A 21,420-nucleotide genomic window follows, 5' to 3' on the forward strand; every position below is an offset into this window, starting at 1 on the left:
CCATCCCAAGGAGCCCTCGATGCCCAGACTGCTCATCGCGACCGTCGCCCTCGCCATGCTGGGCGGCTGCACCACCTACACCTGGGAGGACGGCCGCCAGGAGACCGTGTGGGGCGTGCCCGCCGAGGACACGACCATGACGCCCGAGGAGCGCGAGGCCCAGGGCGTGCAGTATCGGATACCGGGCGAGCCGCCCCGCTAGCGCCTGCGGCGAGTGCCCGGCGCCAGGCCGCGGCGGAGCGCCTGGTGAGACGCATGGTAAGACGCCTGGGCAGAGGCGCCGGCGAGAGGGTTGGGTAAGAACCCGCCGCTAGGCGCGGCGCAAGACCAGGCTCAGGTTGTTGGCGGGCATCTCCACCAGTTGCTCGAGCCCGAGGCCGCGCGCCTCGGCCGCCTCGACGACCGTCTCCAGCTCGCGCAGGCCGAAGCGCGGGTCGCGTTGGCGAAGCTCGGCGTCGAAGGCGGCGTTGCTGGGGGCCGTGGGCCGCCCCCGACGGATGAAGGGGCCGTAGAGGAAGAGCGTGCCGCCGGCGGGCAGGCACCGTTCGGCGCCCTCGAGCAGCGCTTCGCCGACCGTCCAGGGCGCGATGTGCAGCAGGTTGATCGCCACCACGACCTCCACCGGACCGGCCGGGCAGCCCTCGGTCAGATCCAGCGCCAGAGGCGGCAGCAGGTTGGCGAGCCCCGCGTGGGCCCGCCAGGCCTCGATGGAGCGGCACGCCTGGGGGCTCGGGTCGCTCGGCTGCCAGGTCCAGCCCGGCATCGCCCCGGCGAAGTGGACGGCGTGCTCGCCGCTGCCGCTCGCCACCTCGAGCACCCGGGCGCGTTCCGGCAGCACCTCCTGCAGCACCTCGAGGATCGGCTGGCGGTTGCGCGCCGCCGCGGGGCTGTGGCGTCGTTCGTCGCTCATCACGGTCTCCTGTTCATGGAGCGCCGGCCGGCGGTCACTTCTTGGCCCGGGCCTTGCGCGCCGCGTTGCCGGGCTTCTGGCGCTGGCCGGTCGCGCGGCCCGACTGGGACGCGCCCTTGCCCTTGCGACCGCCGGGCGCCGGCTTGCCGCCCTTGGCCTGGCGGGGCGGCGCCTTGCCGGCGGCCTTGGCGCCCTTGGCCGGCGCTTTGCCCTTGCCGGCTCCCGCTTTTCCGGCTCCGGGCTTGGCGGGCGCGCCTTTCCGGGCCGCGGCGCCGCGCTTGGCGCCCTGGCCGGCCGGCTTGCCCGTGGGCTTGGCCTTGGCCTTGGGCGTCGCCTGCTTCCCGGGCGTCGCCTGTTTCCTGGCGTTCGCCGGCGCCTCGGCCTGGGACGTCGAGTGCTCGGTCTCGGCCAGGATCGTCGCCACCTCGTCCTGGGTCAGATCGCGCCAGTCGCCCAGCGCCAGGCCCTTGAGCGTGACGTTCATGATGCGGACGCGCTCGAGCTTCACCACCTCATAGCCGAACACCTCGCACATGCGGCGGATCTGGCGGTTCAACCCCTGCACCAGGGTGATGTTGAAGACGTACCGCGACTCCCTGACCACCCGGCACGGCTTGGTGGTCTGGCCGAGGATGCGCACGCCGCCGCCCATCCCCGCGAGGAAGTCATCGGTGATGGGCTTGTCGACGGTGACCAGGTACTCCTTCTCGTGATGGTTGCTCGCCCGCAGGATGCGGTTCACGAGATCGCCGTTGTTGGTCAGGAAGATCAGGCCCTGGGAGTCCTTGTCCAGGCGGCCGATGGGGAAGATGCGCGCGCCGTGATTGACGAAGTCGACGATGTTGGCCTTCTCGCTGGACTCGGTGGTGCTGACGATGCCGACCGGCTTGTTCAGGGCGATGAAGACCAGGTCCTCCTCCTCCAGGGGTTCGACCACCTGGCCGTTGACCTTGACCACGCTGCCCGGATAGACCTGGTCGCCGGAGGTGGCGCGCCGGCCGTCGATGGTGACGTTGCCCTGCTCGATGTAGCGGTCCGCATCCCGTCGGGAGCACATCCCGCTCTCGCGGATGTACTTGTTGATGCGCTTCGAGAGTTCTTGGGCCATGGGATCACTACCGGGCGTGGGAGGATGAAGGGTGAAGGCCGAGACGACACGGCCGCTGGCCGGGCAGTGTAAGGGCTGCCTCGCCCGGCGGCCAGCCGGTCGACTGGACCGTGACGCTCAGCGAAGGCCGCAGCAGGCCTTGAACTTGCGCCCGCTGCCGCAGGGGCAGGCGTCGTTGCGGCCGGGCTTGAGCCGGCTCACCGAGGGCTCGCCGTCGAGGTAGCGCCAGCGCCCCGCCTCCTTCACGAAGCGCGAGGCCTCCTCCAGCACGCCCCAGCGCCGGCCCTCCTGGAAGGTGGCACGAAAGTGCACCCGGCCGCGATCGCCCTCTCCTTCATGATCGAGGATCTCCAGGCGCCGCCAGCGGGTGGCGTCGTCGCCCGGCAGGCTCGAGGGCCGGGTGCTCGAATGCCAGGTCTCCAGGAGGTAGTCGGTGAGCTCGAGGGCGAAGGCGCTGTAGCGCGAACGCATCAGCGCCTCGGGGCTCGGCGCCGGCTCGTTGCGATGATAGCGGCCGCAGCAGGCGGCGAGGGAGTGGCCGCTGCCGCAGGGGCAGTGTGTATCGGGGGGCCGGGTGGCGGTCATGGCGAGTCTCCCGTGAAAGGGCGCCATTGTGCCATGTCGGGCGGCGCGGTTCCCGCCCCGCGACGACCGCGACCCTTGATCGCGATCACCGCAGGGCCGCACGGCGTGTGGTACACCTGTCGGCATCATCCCCCCATGCCGACGCAAGGAGGACACGGATGCGCCGCCACGCCCCCGCCCAGGACCGCCCCTGGCACGCCCTCTCGCCCGAGGCGGCCCTGACGGCGCTCGACGCCACGCCGGACGGACTATCGCAGGCCGCCGCCCGCGAGCGCCTGGCACGATACGGGCCGAACCGGCTCCAGCAGGGCCAGGGGCGGCCCGCCTGGCGGCGCCTGGTGGCGCAGTTCAACAACCTGCTGATGCTAATCCTGGTGGTCGCCGCGGCGGCGAGCCTCGGGCTTGGCCATGGGCTCGACGCCGCGGCCATCGCCGGGGTGGTGCTGATCATCGCGCTGATCGGCTTTCTCCAGGAGGGCAAGGCCGAGCAGGCGCTGGAACGCATCCGCGACATGCTCTCGCCCCGCGCCCAGGTGGTGCGCGACGGCCACCGCCACGAGATCGACGCCGAGGCGCTGGTGCCCGGCGACATCGTGCTGCTGGAGAGCGGCGATAGGGTGCCCGCCGACCTGCGCCTGCTCGAGGCCAGACGGCTGCGCCACGAGGAGGCGGCGCTGACCGGGGAGTCGACCCCGGTGGACAAGGCGAGCGAGCCGGTCGACGAGGCATGCGAGCTGGCCGAGCGCGGCTCCATGGCCTTCGCCGGCACCCTGGTGGTCCAGGGCAGCGCCCGGGGGCTGGTGGTGGCTACCGGCGAGGACACCGAGATCGGGCGCATCTCCGAACTGCTGCGCGGGGTCGAGACGCTGCGCACGCCGCTGCTGCGCCAGCTCGACCGCGCCGGCCGTGTCCTCGGGGTGATCATCACGGCGCTGGCGGTGCTGACCGCGGCCTTCGGGGTGCTGGTGCATGGCGAGCCCCTCGGCGCGATGTTCATGGCCGCCGTGGGGCTGGCCGTGGCCGCCATCCCGGAGGGCATGCCGGCGATCGTCACCATCGGCCTGGCGCTGGGGGTCCAGGCCATGGCGCGCCGGCACGCCATCATCCGGCGGCTGCCCGCCGTGGAGACCCTGGGCGCGATCTCCACCATCTTCTCCGACAAGACCGGCACCCTGACCCGCAACGAGATGACCGCCCGGGCGATCCGCCTGGCCGAGGCCGAATTCCGCCTCGCCGGCAGCGGCTTCGCCCCCGAGGGGAGCCTGCACGAGGTGCGCGACGGCGAGACCCTCGAGGCGCCTCTCGACCTCGACGACCACCCGGCCCTGCGCCACTTCCTCGCGGTCGGCGTGCTCTGCAACGACGCCGAGGTCGCCCGGGACGAGGGCCGCTGGCGGATCCACGGCGATCCCACCGAGGGCGCCCTGGTGGTGGCCGCCGCCAAGGCCGGTCTCGCCGCCGGCAAGCTGCGCGACCGGCACGACCGCCACGACGCCATCCCCTTCGAGTCCGAGCGCCAGTACATGGCCACCCTCCACGCGATGGACGGCGAGCCGTGGCTGCTGGTCAAGGGCGCGCCGGACCGCCTGCTGGAGCGCTGCCATCGGGTGCGCACGGCGTCCGGCGACGTCGCCCTCGATCGCGAGGCCTGGCGGGCGCACCTCCACGCGCTCTCGGCCCAGGGGCTTCGCGTGCTGGCCCTGGCCGAGAAGCCGGCCGGCGAGATCGAGGCGCTGACCGACGAACACGCCGAGGACGGCCTGGTGCTGCTGGGGCTGGTGGGGCTCGAGGACCCACCCCGGGACGAGGCCGTGGCGGCAGTCACGAACTGCCTCGCCGCCGGCATCCGTCCGGTGATGGTGACCGGCGACCATGCCGTCACCGCCCTCGCCATCGCCCGCCGGCTCGGCTTTCGCCATACCGAGCGGGCGCTCTCCGGGCGCGAGATCGAGGCGATGTCCGACGCCGAGCTCGAGGCGGTGATCCTCGACGTCGACGTCTATGCCCGCGCCTCCCCGGAGCACAAGCTGCGCCTGGTCACCGCCATGCAGGCCCGGGGCGGCGTCTGCGCCATGACCGGCGACGGCGTCAACGACGGGCCGGCCCTCAAGCGCGCCGACGTGGGCGTGGCCATGGGCGTGCAGGGCACGGAGGCAGCCAAGGAGGCCGCCGAGATGGTGCTCGCCGACGACAACTTCGCCACCATCGTCGGCGCCATCCGCGAGGGGCGTAAGGTCTACGACAACATCCGCAAGACCATCACCTTCCTGCTGCCCACCAACGGCGCCCAGGGGCTCGCCATCCTGATCGCCGTGCTGGCCGGGCAGGTGCTGCCGGTCACGCCGCTGCAGGCGCTGTGGGTCAACATGGTGGTCGCGGTGACCCTCGGCCTGGCGCTGGCCTTCGAGCCCGGCGAGCGCGACCTGATGCGCCGCCGCCCCCGTGACCCGGGGGCACCGCTGCTCGACCTCTTCCTGCTGTGGCGGGTGGTGTTCGTCTCGCTCCTGCTGCTGCTCGGGGTGTTCGGGATCTTCTCGTGGCTGGTCCACGACCAGGGCGAGAGCCTCGCGCTGGCCCGGTCCGGGGCGGTCAACGTGCTGGTCGTCGGCTGCGCGGCCTACCTGCTCAACAGCCGCTTCCTGCACCGCAGCAGCCTCTCCCTCCGGGGGCTCTTCGGCAGCCGTCCGGTGTGGCTCGCCATCGGCCTGGTGATGCTCCTGCAGCTCGGCTGGACCTACCTGCCGTTCCTGCAGCGGGTGTTCGGTGGCGCCGCCCTGGGGCTTTCCCACTGGCTGGCGATCCTCGCCGTGGCCGTGGCGATCTTCCTGGCGGTGGAGCTGGAGAAGGGCCTCCGGCGCTGCCTCTACCGCCGCCGCCACGCCGGGGCGTATGGCGGCCTCGCGCCCGGCGACACGGACGGCGAAGCGGACGGACACCGGACGTCGCCGGAGGCTAGCTCGGAGGCTACAACGGAGGAGGAGCGCGCCAAGGCGCGCTGAGGCGCCGGAAACGAGGTCAGCCGCGCCGCTTGGTCCGGGCGGTCGCCTCGGCGGCGAGAGGATCCTCCGGCCAGGGATGCTTGGGGTAGCGGCCGCGCATCTCCCGGCGGACCTCGGGGTAGCCGTTGGCCCAGAAGCTCGCCAGGTCGGCGGTGACCTGCAGCGGCCGCCGCGCCGGCGAGAGCAGGTGCAGCAGCACCGGCTCGCGGCCGTCGGCCACCCGTGGCGAGCCCTGCCAGCCGAAGCACTCCTGCAGCTTGACCGCGAGCACCGGCGGCTGGCCCTCGAGGCACGGGGTGTAGTCGAGCCGGTGGTGGGCGCCGCTCGGGACCGCCAGCCGCGACGGCGCGAGCTCGTCGAGGCGCGCACGCAGTGGCCAGGGCAGCGCGTCGAGGAGGATGCGGGCCAGCGGCAGCTTCTCCACCGCGTCGAGGCGGCTCACCCCGTCGAGGTAGGGCCCGAGCCACGCCTCCAGGGTCTCGCGCAGGGCCGGCATCGACCAGTCCGGCCAGGCCGCCTCGTGGTCACCCTTGTCGCCGTCATCATCCCGATTCAGGGCCCGGCGCAGCAGCGCCACCCGACCGCGCAACTGCTCGGCCTCCTCATCGAAGGGCAGCCGCTCGCGGCGCCGCAGGGCCGCCAGCAGGGCGGCCTTCACCGCCTCCGGCGGCAGCGTCTTGAGCGGCCGGCGCTCGAGCACCACGCCGTCGAGCCCGCGCACCTCCTCGCCGAGCATCCGGCCCTGGGCGTCGGACCACTCGAGGCTCGCCCGCCACTCACGAGTCTCGGGATAGAGCGCCTCGAGACGCTCCGGCGCCAGGGCCACGGCGCGGAAGATGCGCGCCCCGCTCGCCTCGCCGTCGAGCTCGGCGGCCACCAGCAGCGGCGCATGGGCCAGGGGGTGCGCCTCGGGCAGGGTCGCGAGCGTCCCGCCCGCCAGGCGAAAGCGCCCGGGCTCGAGGCGCTGCCCGATACGCTCGGGATAGGCCAGCGCCAGCAGCTCGCCGAGGGGCGACAGGTCGATCCTGCCGCCCTCGCCGAGCGCGACGCCGGCGATGCGCGCCAGGCGCTCTGCCTCCCGGTGCCACGGGCGATGGTCCTTCGGTGCGGCCAGACGGGCGGCCAGCGCCCGTTCCAGGTCGCGCTCCTGGTCGAGGTCGCGCCCCTCCAGGGCCGCCACCAGGGCGCAGGCCAGCGGCCGGGCGTCGAGCTCGGCGGCGCGCTCGAGCATGACGGCGAGGCGCGGATGGGTCGGCCAGCGCACGCAGGCGCGGCCCAGGGCGGTGAGGTGACAGGCGGCGTCGAGCACGCCGAGGCGTGCGAGCAGCGCCCGTCCGGCCGCCAGCGCCCCGGCGGGCGGCGGCGTCACCCAGGCAAGCTCGCCCGGCTCGGTGATGCCCCAGCGCGCCAGCTCGAAGGCCAGCGGTGCGAGGTCCGCCTGGCGAATCTCCGGCTCGCCGTGGGGCACCAGCGGCTGCTCCTCGGCCCACAGCCGCAGGCAGCGCCCCGGCCCCTGGCGCCCGGCGCGGCCGCGGCGCTGGTCGGCGCTCGCCCGGTTGACGCGGCGGGTCTCGAGCCGGGTCAGGCCGGTGCGGGGCTGGAAGACGGGCACCCGCTCCTGGCCGGCGTCGATCACCAGGCGAACCCCGTCCACGGTGACGCTCGACTCGGCGATGGCGGTGGCGAGCACCACCCGCGGCCGCCCCTCGGGGGCGGGGCGCAGGGCGCGCCGCTGGGCCTCCAGCGGCAGACGGCCGTGCAGCTCCATGACGGCGAGCCCGGGCGCACGGGCCGCGAGCTCCCGGGCCAGGCGGCGGATCTCCCCCACCCCGGGCAGGATCACCAGGGCGTCGCCCGTCCCGCCGCCACCCTGGGGCGTCTCGTCCAGCGCCTCGCCGAGTGATTCGAGGACCGCCGCGGCCTGCTGGCGGGCGGCGTCCTCGCGGGGACGCAGCGGGCGATGGCGAGTCTCGACGGGAAAGCTGCGCCCCGGGCAGTCGATCACCGGCGTTTGCTCGCCGAGCACGCCCAGCAGGGCGTCTACGTCCAGGGTCGCCGACATCACCAGCAGCCGCAGGTCGTCGCGCAGGCCCTGCTGGGCGTCGAGGGTCAGGGCGAGCCCCAGGTCGGCCTCCAGGCTGCGCTCGTGGAACTCGTCGAAGATCACGCCCGCCACCCCCTCGAGCATGGGGTCCTCCTGGAGCATGCGGGTCAGCACGCCCTGGGTGACCACCTCGAGGCGGGTCCTGGGCCCCACCCGGCTCTCGCCGCGCATGCGATAGCCCACCGTCTCGCCGACCCGCTCGCCCAGCGATTCGGCCATGAAGCCGGCGGCCAGCCGCGCCGCCACCCGCCGCGGCTCCAGCAGCAGGAGCCGGCCCTCGCGGCACCAGTCGGCGTCGAGCAGCGCCAGGGGCACCCGGGTGGTCTTGCCGGCGCCGGGCTCGGCGACCAGCAGCGCCCGCGACCCGTCGGCCAGGGAGGCCTGGATCTCGTCCAGGCGCGCCTCGATGGGCAGGGCATCGTGGGAAGGGGGATCAACGCGGTTCATGCCGTCACTCTGGTATACCGCCCGCGCCCCGGGGCCGCTGGCCTTCGCGGGGCGACGGGCATCGTGGAAAGTCGATTCGTACGGCCGGATTGCGGGCGTCCGCCGCCGGCACTAGTCTGGACCCTGGCAACTTGACCGATAGGTCAGGAAGTGTCAGCGTCGAATCCTCGTACACAACAACAATAGGTTCCGGTATGCAACCCACCTCCCCGACCCGCGCCGAGGGGCGCGCGCCCTCGGCCTCCGGCGACGGCCTGTCGCGCCTGGATCGCTGGTTCGGCGTCAGCCGCCGCGGCTCGACGCTCAAGACCGAGCTTCTGGCCGGCATCGCCACCTTCCTGGCCGGGATGTACATCATCGTGGTCAACCCGGCGGTGCTCTCCGACGCCGGCATCCCCTTCTCCGCGGCGCTCTCGGCCACGGTGCTGATCAGCTTCCTGAGCAGCCTGACCATGGGGCTCTATGCCCGCAACCCCATCCTGGTGGCACCGGGCATGGGCATGAACGCGCTCTTCACCTACACCCTGGTGCTGGGTGCCGGCCTCAGCTGGGAGGTGGCGCTGGGCTGCGTCTTCTGGTCCGGGGTGATGTTCGCGGTGCTGGCGATGTTCAACGTGCGCCGGGCGATCATCGAGGCGATCCCGCTGTCGCTGCGCTACGCCATCACCTGCGGCATCGGGCTCTTCATCACCTTCATCGGCCTGCAGAACGCCGGTTTCATCGTCGGCAGCGACGCCACCCTGGTGACCCTCGGCGCCATGGACGCGAGCCTCGCCACCTTCTTCCTCGGCCTGGTGGCCACCGGGGTGTTCGTGATCCTGCGCTTCAACGGCGCCCTGATCATGGGCATCGCCCTGACCACCCTGCTCGCCGCGCCCATGGGCCGACTGTGGGGCGAGGAGGTGATGGTGGCCTGGAACGGCCTGGCCGCCTGGCCCGACTTCAGCGCGGTGATGAAGGTCGATATCCTCGGCGCACTCAAGGTCGCCTACCTGCCGTTCATCTTCGTGATGCTCTTCACCAACTTCTTCGACGCCCTCTCCTGCTTCATGGCGCTCTCGGAGTCGGCGGACCTCAAGGACGAGGACGGCAACCCGCGCAACCTCCAGCGCTCGATGACGGTGGACGCCTTCGCCTCGATGATCGCCGCACCGCTCGGCACCAGCGCCGCCCAGACCTTCATCGAGTCCGGCGCCGGCGTCGCCCAGGGCGGGCGCACGGGCCTGGTGGCCGTGGTCATCGCCCTGCTCTTCCTGCCCTTCCTGTTCCTCTCGCCGCTGCTGTCGCTGGTGCCCGGCATCGCCACCGCCCCGGCGCTGGTGCTGGTGGGGCTCTTCATGATGGCGCCCATCGCCAAGATCGACTGGGCCCACGTCGACCAGGCGCTGCCCGCCTTCCTGGCGATCATCCTGATGCCGCTGACCTACTCGATCACCTTAGGGATCGCCTTCGGCTTCACGAGCTTCGTGCTGATCAAGGCCGCCACCGGGCGGATCCATGAGATCAAGCCGGCGATGTGGGTCTCCGCGGCGCTCTCGGTGCTGATGCTGCTCACCGCCCAGTGAGGGAGGCCGGGGCCCGGTCGCGGGCGGCGGGGTGCTTCACCCCGCAGCCCTTGATGACCACCCGGGTCAGGAAGCCGGTGATCTGCTCCAGGTCGGCGTCGTCGAGCGCCTCGCGGCCGGTGATGCCCAGCACCTGGGCCTCGAAGTCGGCGTAGTGCTGGGTGGAGGACCAGATCAAGAAGATCAGCCAGACCGGGTCGACCGGGTCCATCAGGCCCCGGTCGGCCCACTCGCGAAACACCGCGGCGCGGCTCTGCACCCAGTCGCGCAGCTCGCCGCGGAGGTACTCCTGCAGGAAGGGCGCCCCGCCGAGGATCTCGCTGGCGAAGAGCCGCGAGCCCTCGGGGTGGCGGCGCGACATCTGCATCTTGGAGCGGATGAAGGCGGCCAGCACCTCGGCCGGATCGTCCTCGGCGGAGATATCGTCGAGCATGGCGTTCCAGCGCTCCATCATCCGCTCCAGCAGGCGCACATAGAGCGTGCGCTTGCTGCCCATGTAGTAGAGGACATTGGACTTCGGCAGGCCCGCCGCCTCGGCGATCGCCTGGAGGCTCGCCCCCCGATAGCCGTGCCGGGCGAAGACCCGCTCGGCCGCCGCCAGGATCGCCTGCTCGTTGCGCCGACGGATGGCGCCGCCTTCCTGCTCGCTGGGGTGTTGTGCCTTGGCCATGGGCCCTCGCTGCTGTCGACCGGGACGTGTCGGGCCTGAGCTTGCCTGAGCGGCGCCCACCAGGCAATTCGGCATGGGATAACGTCGCCAGGGAAAGACCGAAGGCAAGTCGGCGAGGAGGTCCGACGCCCTGGAGGGCAGAAAAGGAAAAGCCGCGCCAGGACTTGCCAAAGCTGACCATCTGGTCAAGAATTAAGGTATCCCCTGCTGCTTCGGCCATGACAACCACAACGGAGCCGACCATGATCGACTTCCACCTCAACGGCCGGCGCCAGCGCTGTGCCGACGTGCGCGCCGACGAGAGCGTGCTCGAACTGCTGCGCACGACCCTCGGCCAGACCGGCACCAAGGAGGGCTGCGCCTCCGGCGACTGCGGTGCCTGCACCGTGGCCATTGGAGAGCCGGACGCCGCCGGCGAGCTCGTCTACCGCAGCGCCAACGCCTGCATCACCCCGGCCCACCAGCTCCAGGGCTGTCACCTGGTGACCGTGGAGGGGCTGGCCGAGGGCGAGCGGCTGCACCCCGCCCAGGCGGCGATGGTCGACTGCCACGCCAGCCAGTGCGGCTTCTGCACCCCGGGCATCGTGATGTCGCTCTTCACCCTCTACGAGGGCCAGCGCCGGGGTGGTGAAGTGCCCCCGCCCCCGCTCACCCAGGAACGCCTGGAGGAGGCGCTCGGCGGCAATCTCTGCCGCTGCACCGGCTACCGGCCGATCCGCGATGCGGCGCTTACCATGGGCGACTACCCGCCGGTCGACCCAGCCTGGCTCACCGACGCCACGCTCGGCCATCGCGCCGATGACCAACACGCCGATAGCCAATCCGCCGCCGAGGCCGGCCGCTACGCCGCCCCGCGGACCCTCGAGGCACTGCGCCGGCTCCGGGCCGAGCGGCCCCAGGCCCGCCTGGTCGCCGGCGCCACCGACCTGTGGCTCGAGACCACCCAGCGGCTCGAGGCGCTGGACGATCTGATCGACGTGCGCCGGGTCGCCGAGCTGAATGCCATCGAGGAAACCACCGAGGGCTGGTGGATCGGCGCCGCCGTGCCCCTGGCCCGGCTGATGCCGCTGCTCGCCGCGCCCTATCCGGCCTTCGAGCACCTGCTGCACCGCTTCGCCTCGTCCCAGATCCGCCACCGCGCGACCCTGGGCGGCAATATCGCCAACGCCTCGCCCATCGGCGACACCCCGCCGGTGCTGCTGGCCCTGGACGCCCGGCTGCGCCTGGACGGCCCGCGCGGCAGCCGCGAACTGCCCCTCGCCAACTTCTTCCTCGACTACCGGCAGACGGCGCTGGCCGAGGACGAGTTGATCGCCGCGATCTTCCTGCCCCGGCCCGCCGACGGTCAGCATCTCAAGGTGTGGAAGCTCTCCAAGCGGCGCGAGGACGACATCTCCGCGGTGCTGGGCGCCTTCGCCTGGCGCCTGGAGGAGGGCCGGATGCGCGACGTCCACCTGGCCTTCGGCGGCATGGCGGCGATCCCGCGCCGGGCCCCGGCCGCCGAGGCCGCCCTGGAGGGGCGCGTCCCCGATGCCGCGGCCTTCGCCGCCGCCCGCCAGGCGCTGGCCGATGAGCTCACGCCGATGAGCGACGTGCGCGGCAGCGCCGAGTACCGCCGCCTCGCCGCCGGCAACCTGCTCGAGCGGCTGCGGCTGATGATCGCCGCCGACCATGCCACTGCCGACGACACCCCTCCCGCGACCCAGGTGACCCTCGATGCGTACGCTCACTGACATTCCCCAAGACACCTCACGGCGGAACCAGGGCGACGCGCCGCTGGCCCGCGAGACCGTCGCGGCCCGGGGCGGCGCCGGCCACTCCCGCGCCCACGAGAGCGCCGTCAAGCACGTCACCGGCCGGGCCGCCTATATCGACGACCTGCCGGTGCCGCGGGACTGCCTGCACGTGGTGCCGGGCCTCTCGCCGGTGGCCCACGGCCGGCTGACTCGCCTCGACCTCGAGAAGGTCAAGGCCGCCCCCGGCGTGGTGGACGTGATCACGCTCGCCGACGTGCCCGGCCACACCGACATCGGCCCGGTCTTTCCCGGCGACCCGCTGTTCGCCGATGACGAGGTCAGCTACGTCGGCCAGTGCCTGTTCGCCGTGGCCGCCGAGAGCTACCGCGCCGCGCGCCTCGCGGTCAAGGCCGCGGTGGTCGAGATCGACGAGCAGCCGGCCTGCCTCGACCCGGTGGCGGCCGCCGAGCGCGAGGAGTTCGTGCGCCCGCCCCACACCCACGAGCGCGGCGACTGGCAGCGGGCGCTGCACGAGGCGGCCCACGTGCTGGAGGGCGAGCAGTTCGTCGGCGGCCAGGAACACTTCTACCTGGAGGGCCAGGCCTGCCTCGCCCAGCCCACCGAGGACGAGGGGGTGATGGTCTACACCTCCAACCAGCACCCCAGCGAGACCCAGAAGCTGGTCGCCGAGGTGCTCGGCATCCCCTTCCATGCGGTGACCATGGAGACCCGGCGCATGGGCGGCGGCTTCGGCGGCAAGGAGACCCAGGCCTCGCCCTGGGCATGCATCGCCGCCCTCGTCGCCCGGCGCACCGGCCGGGCCGCCAAGGTGCGCCTGCCCCGCGCCGAGGACACCCGCGCCACCGGCAAGCGCCACCCCTTCCACAACCGCTACCGGCTCGGCGTCGATGAGCGCGGCGTGCTCACCGGCGGCGAGATCACGGTGATCGGCGACTGCGGCTACTCGCCGGACCTGTCGGACGCCATCGTCGATCGCGCCATGTTCCACGCCGACAACGCCTACTCGCTGGGCGCCGCCCGGGTCACCGGCCAGCGCGCCCGCACCCATACCGCCTCCAACACCGCCTTTCGCGGCTTCGGCGGCCCCCAGGGCATGATGATCATCGAGCGGGCCATGGACGACATCGCCCGGCACCTGGGCGAGGACCCGCTGACCATCCGCCAGCGCAACCTCTATCGTCCGGATCGCGACGTCACCCACTACGGCCAGCGGGTCGAACAGCTCTCACTGCTGCAGGACATCGTGTCCCGGCTCGAGGCGAGCAGCGACTACTGGGCGCGCCGGCGCGAGATCACCGCCTTCAATGCGACAAGCCCGATCATCAAGCGGGGCCTGGCGCTGACGCCGGTGAAGTTCGGCATCTCCTTCACCGTCCAGCACCTCAACCAGGCCGGCGCCCTGCTGCTCGTCTATACCGACGGCAGCGTGATGATCAACCACGGCGGCACCGAGATGGGCCAGGGCCTGCACACCAAGGTGTGCCAGGTGGTGGCCCGGGAGCTCGGCCTCGACCTCGAGCGGGTACGCATCACCGCCACCCGCACCGACAAGGTGCCCAACACCTCGCCCACCGCCGCCTCCAGCGGCGCCGACCTCAACGGCCAGGCCGCCCGGGACGCCGCCAGCAAGCTGCGCGAGCGGCTGTTCGACTTCGCCGCGGGCCACTTCGATCGCGAGGCCGGCGGGCTCGACCGCGAGAGCATGCGCCTGGAGGATGGCCACCTGGTGGCCGGCATCGGCGAGGCCGAGACGCGCATCCCCTGGGGCGAGCTCATCCAGGCGGCCTACCTGGGCCGGGTCTCGCTCTCCGAGAAGGGCTTCTACGCCACCCCGCTGATCCACTATGACCGCGCCACCGGCCGCGGCCGCCCCTTCTACTACTACGCCTACGGGGCGGCGGTCGCCGAGGTGGAGGTCGACACCCTCTCCGGCGAGTACCGGGTCAGCCGCGCCGATATCCTCCACGACGTCGGCGACTCCCTGAACCCGGCCATCGACATCGGCCAGGTCGAGGGCGCCTTCGTCCAGGGCATGGGCTGGCTGACCAGCGAGGAGCTCAAGTGGAACGACGCCGGCCGGCTCGTGACCGACGGCCCCGCCACCTACAAGATCCCGGCCTTCGGCGACCTGCCCGAGACCTTCAACGTCGCGCTCCTCGAGGGGCACCCCAACTCCCAGGCCAGCATCTACCGCTCCAAGGCGGTGGGCGAGCCGCCCTTCATGCTGGCCATCTCTGTGTGGTCGGCGCTGCGCGACGCCCTGGCGAGCCTCGCCGACTACCGGGTCAGCCCGGCGCTCGACACCCCGGCCACCCCGGAGCGGGTGCTGATGGCCGCCGAGGCGCTGCGCGCCCGCCACGCCGAGCGGCCGCTCGGCCAGGAGGCGCCCGCATGAGCGCCGCGGAGAGCCAGGCGGAGAGCTGGCACGCCGCCCTGCACCGCCTGCAGCGCGAGGGGCGGCCCCACGTGCTGGCGACCCAGGTCACCAGCGCCGGCTCCACGCCCCGGGAGCCCGGCGCGCGCATGGTGATCACGGAGAACGCCGTCTATGACACCCTGGGCGGCGGCACCTTCGAGTGGCAGACCATCGAGGCCGCCCGCGGCCGCCTGGCCGGCGTCGACGGCCGGGTCGAGGCCGGCATGAGCCTGGAGGCCTTCTCCCTGAGCGGGCGCAGCGGCCAGTGCTGCGGCGGCTTCGTCAACGTGCTGCTCGAGGTCTTCCCCGGCAGCGCCGCGACGCTCGCGATCTTCGGCGCCGGCCACGTGGGCCAGGCGCTGGTGCGCCTGGCCGCCCCGCTGCCCTGGCGGCTGCTGTGGCACGACAGCCGCGACGGCGCCTTCCCCGAGTGGGCCGCCGAGATGCCGCGCCTCGAGTGTCGCCCGGCGCCCGATCCGGCCGCGGCCGTGGCCGCCCTGCCACCGGGGGCCCACGCCCTGGTGCTGACCCACGATCACGCCGAGGACCGCGCCCTGGTGGACGCCCTGCTCGCCCGCGGCGACACGGGATCGCTGGGGCTGATCGGTTCGCGCAGCAAGTGGGCGAGCTTTCGCCGCCGGCTGGGCGAGGCAGGCCACGGCGAGGCGGCGCTCGCCCAAGTGCGCTGCCCCATCGGCACGGCGGCCGGCGGCACGGGCGGCGACAAGACGCCCTACGCCATCGCGCTGGCCGCCATCGCCGAGCTGCTGCCGCTGGTCGAGTCGCCCGAGCGAGGCGATCAGCGCGGCCTCGACCCGGCCAAGCTGCGCAGCATGCTCACCGATGAGCCCCACCAACAGGAAAAGACCAGGGGCGCCGGGGAGAGGCCGAAGATCCTCGCAGGCCTACCCCCGGGTCAGCCCCGGTGTAACGAATAACGATGAGCCCTGACGAGATGACCCACAACGACTCGCGCGTGCTGCGCGCCGACCTGCTGAGCTTCGATGCCGACCCCGGCGAGGGCGACACCCCCGCCGCGGGGAGCGTACGCCATCTCGAGGATGGCGCCCTCTGGATCGAGAACGGCCGCATCCGCGCCATGGAGCCCTGGGCGCGGCTGGCCCCCGAGCTGCCCGAGGGCATCGAGGTGGTCGACCATCGCGGCAAGCTGATCGTGCCCGGCTTCATCGACAGCCACGTGCACTATGTGCAGCTCGAGATCATGGCCTCCTGGGGCCGCCAGCTGCTCGACTGGCTCAACGACTACACCTTCCCCGAGGAGTGCCGCTTCGCCGCCCACGAGCACGCCCGGATTCAGTCGGCGGCCTTCCTCGACGAGATGCTGCGGGTCGGCACCACCACCGCCCAGGTGTTCTGCTCGAGCCACCCGGTCTCGGTGGACGCCTTCTTCAGCGCCTGTCGCGAGCGCGGCCTGCGCATGCTCGCCGGCAAGGTGCTGATGGACCGCCACGCCCCCGAGGCGCTCTGCGACGACACCCGGGGCGGCATCCGCGACAGCGAGCGGCTGATCGCCGACTGGCATGGCCGGGACCGGCTCGGCTACAGCCTGACGCCGCGCTTCGCGCCCACCTCCACCCGGGCGCAGCTCGATGCCAACGGCGGGCTCCTGCGCACCGACCCAAGCCTTTGGCTGCAGACGCACCTCGCCGAGAACACCGGCGAGCTCGACTGGGTGGCGGAGCTCTTCCCCGAGAGTCGCGACTACCTCGAGGTCTACGAGCGCTCGGGCCTCGTGGGCCCGCGCAGCACCTTCGCCCACGGCATCCACCTCGACCAGGAGATGCGCGAACGGCTGGCGGCGCGGGGCGCCAACCTGGCCTTCTGCCCGAGCTCCAACATGTTCCTGGGCAGCGGCCTGTTCGATCGCCTCGCCGCCCGGGAGGCCGGCCTCGCCGTGAGCTACGCCAGCGACGTGGGCGGCGGCACCGACCTCTCGGGACTGGCCACCCTCAAGGCGGCCTACCAGGTCGGCCAGCTGCGCGGCCAGCCGCTGACCGCCTGGCAGGGCTTCTACGGGCTGACCCTCGGCAACGCCCGGGCGCTCTCCCTGGACGACCGCGTCGGGCGCCTCGCGCCCGGCATGGAGGCGGACCTGGTGGTGCTCGACCCCGCCGCCACCCCGCTGATGGCCCGGCGCACGGCCAGAAGCCAGCGCCTCGCCGAGACGCTCTTCGCGCTGATGATGCTCGGCGACGACCGCACCGTGGCCGAGACCTGGAGCGGCGGACAGCGCGTGCATCGCCGCGATGCCCCGGCGCCCGGCTGACCCCTTGGCGGGCCCCGCCGAGGCAGACGTCACCCACTATGCAAAGACCCCCGGCGAGGCCGGGGGTCTCTGCATCGGTGTGGGGTCAGGCGCCGGCGAGGGCCAGCGCGCCCTCAGCGCGTCTCGTCGAGCCGCTCCAGCAGCGCCTGGCGGCGCTCGTCGCTCATGAAGGCGGCCTCGAGGGCGTTGCGGGCGAGCCCCGTGAAGGTCTCCTTCGACCAGCCGAAGGCCTCGTGGCAGGCCGCGAAGTTCTCCAGCATGCCGCCGCCGAAGTAGGCGGGATCGTCGGAGTTCAGCGTCAGCGTCAGGCCCGCTTCCAGCAGCCGCGGCAGCGGGTGGTCGGCCATCTGCTCGACCACGCGCAGGCGCACGTTGGAGAGCGGGCAGACGGTGAGCACGATCTGCTCGTCGCGCAGCCGGGTCACCAGCGCCGGGTCCTCCAGGCAGCGCACGCCGTGATCGACGCGGCAGACGTCCAGCAGGTCCAGCGCCTCGCGGATGTAGGCCGGCGGCCCCTCCTCCCCGGCATGGGCCACCCGGGGAATGCCGAGCTCCCGGGCATGGGCGAACACCGCGGCGAACTTCGACGGCGGATTGCCCTGCTCGGCGCTGTCCAGGCCCACGGCATCGAGCATCTCCCAGTAGGGGGCGGCGCTCTCCAGCAGCTGCATGGCCTCCTCGGCCGGGCGGTCGCGCAGGAAGGCCAGGATCAGCGCGCTGGACATCCCGAGCTCCCGCCAGGCCTCACGCCGCGCCCTGGAGAGCCCCTCCATCACCACCGGCAGCTCGATGCCGCGCGCCAGGTGCGCCTGGGGATCGACGTGCATCTCGACGTGCACGACACCCTCGGCGCTGGCGCGACGGAAGTAGTCCATGGCGAGGTCATGGAAGTCCTCGGCGGTGCGCAGCACGCTCATTCCCTGGTAGTAGAGATCGAGGAAGGACTGCAGGTCGGAGAAGTCGTAGGCCGCGCGCACCTCCTCCACGGAGCCATAGGGCAGGCGGATGCCGTTGCGCTCGGCCAGGGAGAACATCAGCTCGGGCTCCAGCGAGCCCTCGATGTGCAGGTGGAGTTCGGCCTTGGGCAGGCGCCGGAGGAAGTCACGCATGGCACACCTCATGAGGAATCATCGGTCCTATCCTGAAACATCCTGGCCATCCGTGCCAAGCACTCCCTCGCGCAGGGTCAGGGCGACATCGATACCCGGCGGATCGACCGCCTCGCCGAGCTGGTGCACCAGGTAGACGACGCTGCGTCCGGCCAGCCACTCGTCGAGCCGCGCGGCCAGGCGCGCCGCGGTGGGCGCATCCAGCCCGGCGAAGGGCTCGTCGAGTATCACCAGGTCCGGCTCGCGCAGCAGCAGCCGGGCCAGGCCGACGCGCCGGGCCTGGCCGCCGGAGAGACGACGGCCGCCCTCGCCCACCCGAGTCGCGAGGCCCTCGGGCAGCGCCCGCGCCCAGCCGGCGAGTTCGACCATCGACAGCACTCTCCACAGCCGCGCCTCGTCCGCCTCGGCATCGCCCAGGCGCAGGTTGGCGGCGAGGCTGTCGTCGAAGAGCTCCACCCGCTGGGTCAGGCAGGCCACCCGCTCGCGCAGCGCCGCCTCGTCGATGGCCTCGACGGGCGTGCCGCCCAAGGTGATCCGCCCGGCGCTCGGCGCGAGCTGGCGCGTCAAGAGCTGGGCCACGCTCGACTTGCCAGCCCCGGAGGCGCCGCACAGCGCGAGTCGCCGGCCCGCCGGCAGCGAGAGCGACAGCCCCGAGAGCGCCGGCTGCAGCGCGCCGGGATAGTGCAGGTCGACCCCCTCGAAGACGACGCCGAAGGGGCCCCGGGACGGCGCCTGCGTCGGCACGACATCGCTCGGGGGACGGGCGGCCTCCAGGGCGTTGAGCCGCTCGGCGGCGGCCAGGGTCGCGCCGAGCCGGGTGAAGGCCATGGGCAGCGCGGCCAGCGCCTCGTTGAGCGCCATCACCGACAGCGGCATCAGCACCATCACCGGGCCGGAGAGCGCGCCGGCCTCCCAGGCCAGCGCCGCCGTCACCAGCACCGCGAACCAGGTGGCGCCGACGGCCAGCCCCGCCAGGGCAGAGCCCAGGGCCGCGACCCGGGCCAGGCACCACTGTGCGGCCTGCAGGCGTCGCTCGATGGCGTCGAGCCGCGCGCGATGCGGCCCCAGGCTGCCGTAGGCCTCGAGCTCGGCGAGCCCGCCCAGGTGCTCGAGCAGCCGGCCGCGCAGGGCCTCGAGGGCCTCGACCTGGCCGCGACTCGCCGCCATGCCCCGCCGCGCCTGGCCCGCCGTCAGCCATAGCCAGGCCGTCAGCAGCATCACGAGGGCGACGAGCCCGGCCCGTGGCAGCCACAGGGCCAGCAGTCCCGAGAGCGCCAGGAGCGCCAGCAGCGCCACGCCGGCCGGGGCTACGAGGCGCAGGTAGAGGCCGTCCAGGGTATCGATGTCGGCGGTGAGGCGATCGAGCCAGTCGCTGGCCCGGCGCCGCGACAGGGTGCGCCCGTCGAGGCCGGCCAGCACGGCGAACAGCCGGCCGCGCAGGTCGGCCAGCAGGCGCAGCACGGTGTCGTGGTTGTAGAGCCGCTCGACGTAGCGCGCGACGGTGCGGGTCACGGCGAAGAAGCGGATCCCGCCGCCGGGCACGTAGACATCCAGGCCCGCCGCGAGCCCGGCGGCAAGCGCCAGGCCGGTCAATGCCGTGGCGGTGATGAACCAGCCCGAGAGCGCCAGCAGGCCGATCCCCGCGGCCACGGTGAGCAGCAGCAGGCCGGCGCCGGCGAGCAGCCGGCCGCGACGGCGATCGAGCAGCCGCCACCAGGGGCGCAGGGTGGCGATCAGCGAGGCATTCTTCGCGTCAGGCATCGACGGCCTCCGGGACGGAGTCGGCCTCGAGCGCCAGCCGGCGATCGGCCAGCGCCACCAGCGCCGGATGGTGGGTGGCGATGACCAGGGTGCGCCCCTCGTCGGCCAGCCGCGCCAGGGCCTCGATCACCCTCGCCTCGGTCCGGGCGTCCAGGCTCGCGGTCGGCTCGTCGAGCAGCACCAGCGGCGCCGGCGAGAGAAACACCCGGGCCAGCGCCAGGCGCTGCACCTGGCCGCCGGAGAGCCCCTCGCCGCGCTCGCCGAGCGGCGTCTCGAGCCCGTCGGGCAGGCGCTCGAGCAGCGCGGCGAGCCCGGCCTGGGCGAGCGCCTCGCGCAGCTGGTCGTCGCTGGCCTCGGGCGCGGCCAGGCGCAGGTTGTCGGCGAGGCTCCCCTGGACGATCAGCGGGCGCTGGTCGAGCCAGGCGAAGCGAGCGTCGGCGGCCTGGCGCCGCTCGCCCCCGCTCGGGGCGAGAAAGCCCGCCAGCAGCTGCAGCAGGCTCGACTTGCCGGCGCCGGAGGGCCCGGTCACCACCAGCGTCTCGCCGCGCGCCAGGCGAAGGTCCAGCGGCCCGAGCACCCGGCCGCGACCGGCGTGGGCGAGGGTCACGCCCTCGAGCTCGACCAGCAGGCCGGGCGACGCGGGGAGCGGCGGGGCATCCGCGGCCTCATCGCCGCCGCGCCCGGCCTCGGGCGTCTCCTGGAGCAGCGTCACCAGGCCCGCGGCGGCGCCCAGGGCCGCGGCCCGGTCATGATAGTGCTGGGCGAGGCTTCGCAGCGGCTGGAAGAACTCCGGCGCCAGCAGCAGCACCAGCAGGCCGGTGAAGAGCGTCAGCTCGTCCGCGGGCCCGTACGCGATATAGCCCAGCAGACCGAAGCCCACGTAGATCGCCACCACGGCGATGGCCACCGAGGAGAAGAACTCCAGCACCGCCGAGGAGAGGAAGGCCAGGCGCAGGGTGCGCATGCTGCGCCGCCGGTAGTCGTCGGCCACCGCCTCCACCTCCCGGGTGGCCCGGGCGGTGCGCCCGAAGAGTTGCAGCGTGGTGATGCCGCGCACCCGGTCGATGAAGTGCCCGGCCAGGCGCGCCACGGCCACGAACTGCTCGCGGTTGAGCCGCTCGGCGCCCATGCCGACCAGGGCCATGAAGAGCGGGATCAGCGGGGCGGCGATCAGCAGGAAGAGCGCGGCCAGCCAGTCGAGCCAGGCGACCACGACGAGGATCATCAGCGGCACCGCCACCGCCAGCGCCTGCTGGGGGCGGTAGCGGGCGACATAGCCGTCCAGGGCCTCGACCTGGTCGACCAGGCGCTGGGCGAGCCCCGCGCCGTGATGGCCGGTGAGGCGCACCGGCCCCAGGCGCTCCAGGTGATCGAGCAGCTCGGCGCGTGCCCGGCGGCGAACGCCCAGGCTCGCCGCCTGGCCGGCCACCTCCTGGCCCCACTGGGCCAGCGCCCGCAGGCCAAGCGTGGCCGCCAGGCCCACGAGCCAGGGGACGAGCTCGCCAAGCGCGCGGTCGTCGACCAGCAGGGCGCTGACCAGCGCGGCGAGCAGCGTCATCTGGACGATGGTCGCGACCCCGACCGCGATGCCGGCGAGCAGCGCCAGGGCGTGGAGGCGCCGCTCGCCGGCGGCGAGCCGGGCGAGCCACGCCCGGGCCGCCGGCCCCGGCGTGGCGTCCGCGGTCCGCGTCTCGGCCGTCAC

The 21,420-nt window shown here is 73.2% G+C and carries 15 protein-coding genes; 7 read left to right on the forward strand and 8 right to left on the reverse strand.

Translation table 11 applies throughout. The annotated features are described in order from the left end of the window. The first annotated feature begins 19 nt into the window (after nt 1-19). The gene (locus FIU83_RS09270; RefSeq protein ID WP_152483792.1) at nt 20-202 is read left to right on the forward strand and encodes a hypothetical protein; all 183 of its coding nucleotides are present in this window, start codon (nt 20-22) and stop codon (nt 200-202) included. Nucleotides 203-310: 108 nt separating this feature from the next. On the opposite strand, the gene FIU83_RS09275 is transcribed toward FIU83_RS09270, so the two are convergent. From FIU83_RS09275 to FIU83_RS09285, 3 genes are all read right to left on the reverse strand, one after another. Next, nucleotides 311-910, reverse strand: coding sequence for a DUF938 domain-containing protein (locus FIU83_RS09275; protein ID WP_152483793.1), 600 nt, complete (start codon nt 908-910; stop codon nt 311-313). A 34-nt stretch (nt 911-944) separates the two neighbouring features. Next, entirely contained in the window at nt 945-2,018 is a 1,074-nt protein-coding gene (gene rluF, locus FIU83_RS09280) for a 23S rRNA pseudouridine(2604) synthase RluF (protein ID WP_152483794.1), read from the reverse strand. A gap of 117 nt (nt 2,019-2,135) precedes the next feature. Beyond that, entirely contained in the window at nt 2,136-2,603 is a 468-nt protein-coding gene (locus FIU83_RS09285) for a YchJ family protein (protein ID WP_152483795.1), read from the reverse strand. 158 nt (nt 2,604-2,761) lie between these two features. On the opposite strand from FIU83_RS09285, the gene FIU83_RS09290 reads away from it, so the two are divergent. Continuing rightward, nucleotides 2,762-5,602 carry an HAD-IC family P-type ATPase gene (locus FIU83_RS09290; protein WP_152483796.1) on the forward strand — a complete coding sequence of 947 codons (2,841 nt, stop codon included), beginning with the start codon at nt 2,762-2,764 and terminating at the stop codon, nt 5,600-5,602. Between the two features lie 16 nt (nt 5,603-5,618). Here FIU83_RS09290 and hrpB read toward each other — a convergent pair whose 3' ends face one another. Further along, nucleotides 5,619-8,153, reverse strand: coding sequence for an ATP-dependent helicase HrpB (hrpB, locus tag FIU83_RS09295; protein ID WP_152483797.1), 2,535 nt, complete (start codon nt 8,151-8,153; stop codon nt 5,619-5,621). 194 nt (nt 8,154-8,347) lie between these two features. Between hrpB and FIU83_RS09300 the strand changes: the two genes are divergently transcribed. Further along, nucleotides 8,348-9,718, forward strand: coding sequence for an NCS2 family permease (locus FIU83_RS09300; RefSeq protein WP_152483798.1), 1,371 nt, complete (start codon nt 8,348-8,350; stop codon nt 9,716-9,718). On the opposite strand, the gene FIU83_RS09305 is transcribed toward FIU83_RS09300, so the two are convergent. Next, nucleotides 9,705-10,388: a TetR/AcrR family transcriptional regulator gene (locus FIU83_RS09305; RefSeq protein WP_152483799.1), complete on the reverse strand. Its 684-nt coding sequence runs from the start codon at nt 10,386-10,388 to the stop codon at nt 9,705-9,707. The two genes, FIU83_RS09300 and FIU83_RS09305, sit on opposite strands and share 14 nt — an antisense overlap. Nucleotides 10,389-10,630: 242 nt before the next feature. On the opposite strand from FIU83_RS09305, the gene xdhA reads away from it, so the two are divergent. From xdhA to guaD, 4 genes are read left to right on the forward strand one after another with little or no spacing between them, the layout of a single operon-like run. After that, nucleotides 10,631-12,121: a xanthine dehydrogenase small subunit gene (gene xdhA, locus FIU83_RS09310; protein WP_152483800.1), complete on the forward strand. Its 1,491-nt coding sequence runs from the start codon at nt 10,631-10,633 to the stop codon at nt 12,119-12,121. Further along, nucleotides 12,105-14,540, forward strand: coding sequence for a xanthine dehydrogenase molybdopterin binding subunit (xdhB, locus tag FIU83_RS09315; RefSeq protein ID WP_152483801.1), 2,436 nt, complete (start codon nt 12,105-12,107; stop codon nt 14,538-14,540). The genes xdhA and xdhB overlap by 17 nt, the downstream gene beginning before the upstream one ends. Further along, entirely contained in the window at nt 14,537-15,499 is a 963-nt protein-coding gene (xdhC, locus tag FIU83_RS09320; RefSeq protein ID WP_152483802.1) for a xanthine dehydrogenase accessory protein XdhC, read from the forward strand. Before xdhB ends, xdhC begins: the two co-directional genes overlap by 4 nt. A 17-nt stretch (nt 15,500-15,516) precedes the next feature. Next, nucleotides 15,517-16,848, forward strand: a complete 1,332-nt coding sequence (gene guaD, locus FIU83_RS09325; protein WP_152485312.1) for a guanine deaminase — start codon at nt 15,517-15,519, stop codon at nt 16,846-16,848. 113 nt (nt 16,849-16,961) lie between these two features. Here the strand turns inward: guaD and FIU83_RS09330 are convergent, their stop codons facing one another. The 3 genes from FIU83_RS09330 to cydD are packed head-to-tail and all read right to left on the reverse strand — an operon-like array spanning nt 16,962 to nt 21,420. Then, complete coding sequence (locus FIU83_RS09330) at nt 16,962-17,957, reverse strand: adenosine deaminase (protein ID WP_152483803.1); 996 nt, start codon at nt 17,955-17,957, stop codon at nt 16,962-16,964. Between the two features lie 27 nt (nt 17,958-17,984). Next, on the reverse strand, nt 17,985-19,718 hold the full coding sequence (gene cydC / locus FIU83_RS09335) for a thiol reductant ABC exporter subunit CydC (protein WP_152483804.1): 1,734 nt from the start codon (nt 19,716-19,718) through the stop codon (nt 17,985-17,987). Further along, on the reverse strand, nt 19,711-21,420 hold the full coding sequence (gene cydD / locus FIU83_RS09340; RefSeq protein WP_152483805.1) for a thiol reductant ABC exporter subunit CydD: 1,710 nt from the start codon (nt 21,418-21,420) through the stop codon (nt 19,711-19,713). The genes cydC and cydD overlap by 8 nt, the downstream gene beginning before the upstream one ends.

It is taken from the genome of Halomonas sp. THAF5a, assembly GCF_009363755.1.
In the GTDB taxonomy this organism is placed as follows: domain Bacteria; phylum Pseudomonadota; class Gammaproteobacteria; order Pseudomonadales; family Halomonadaceae; genus Halomonas.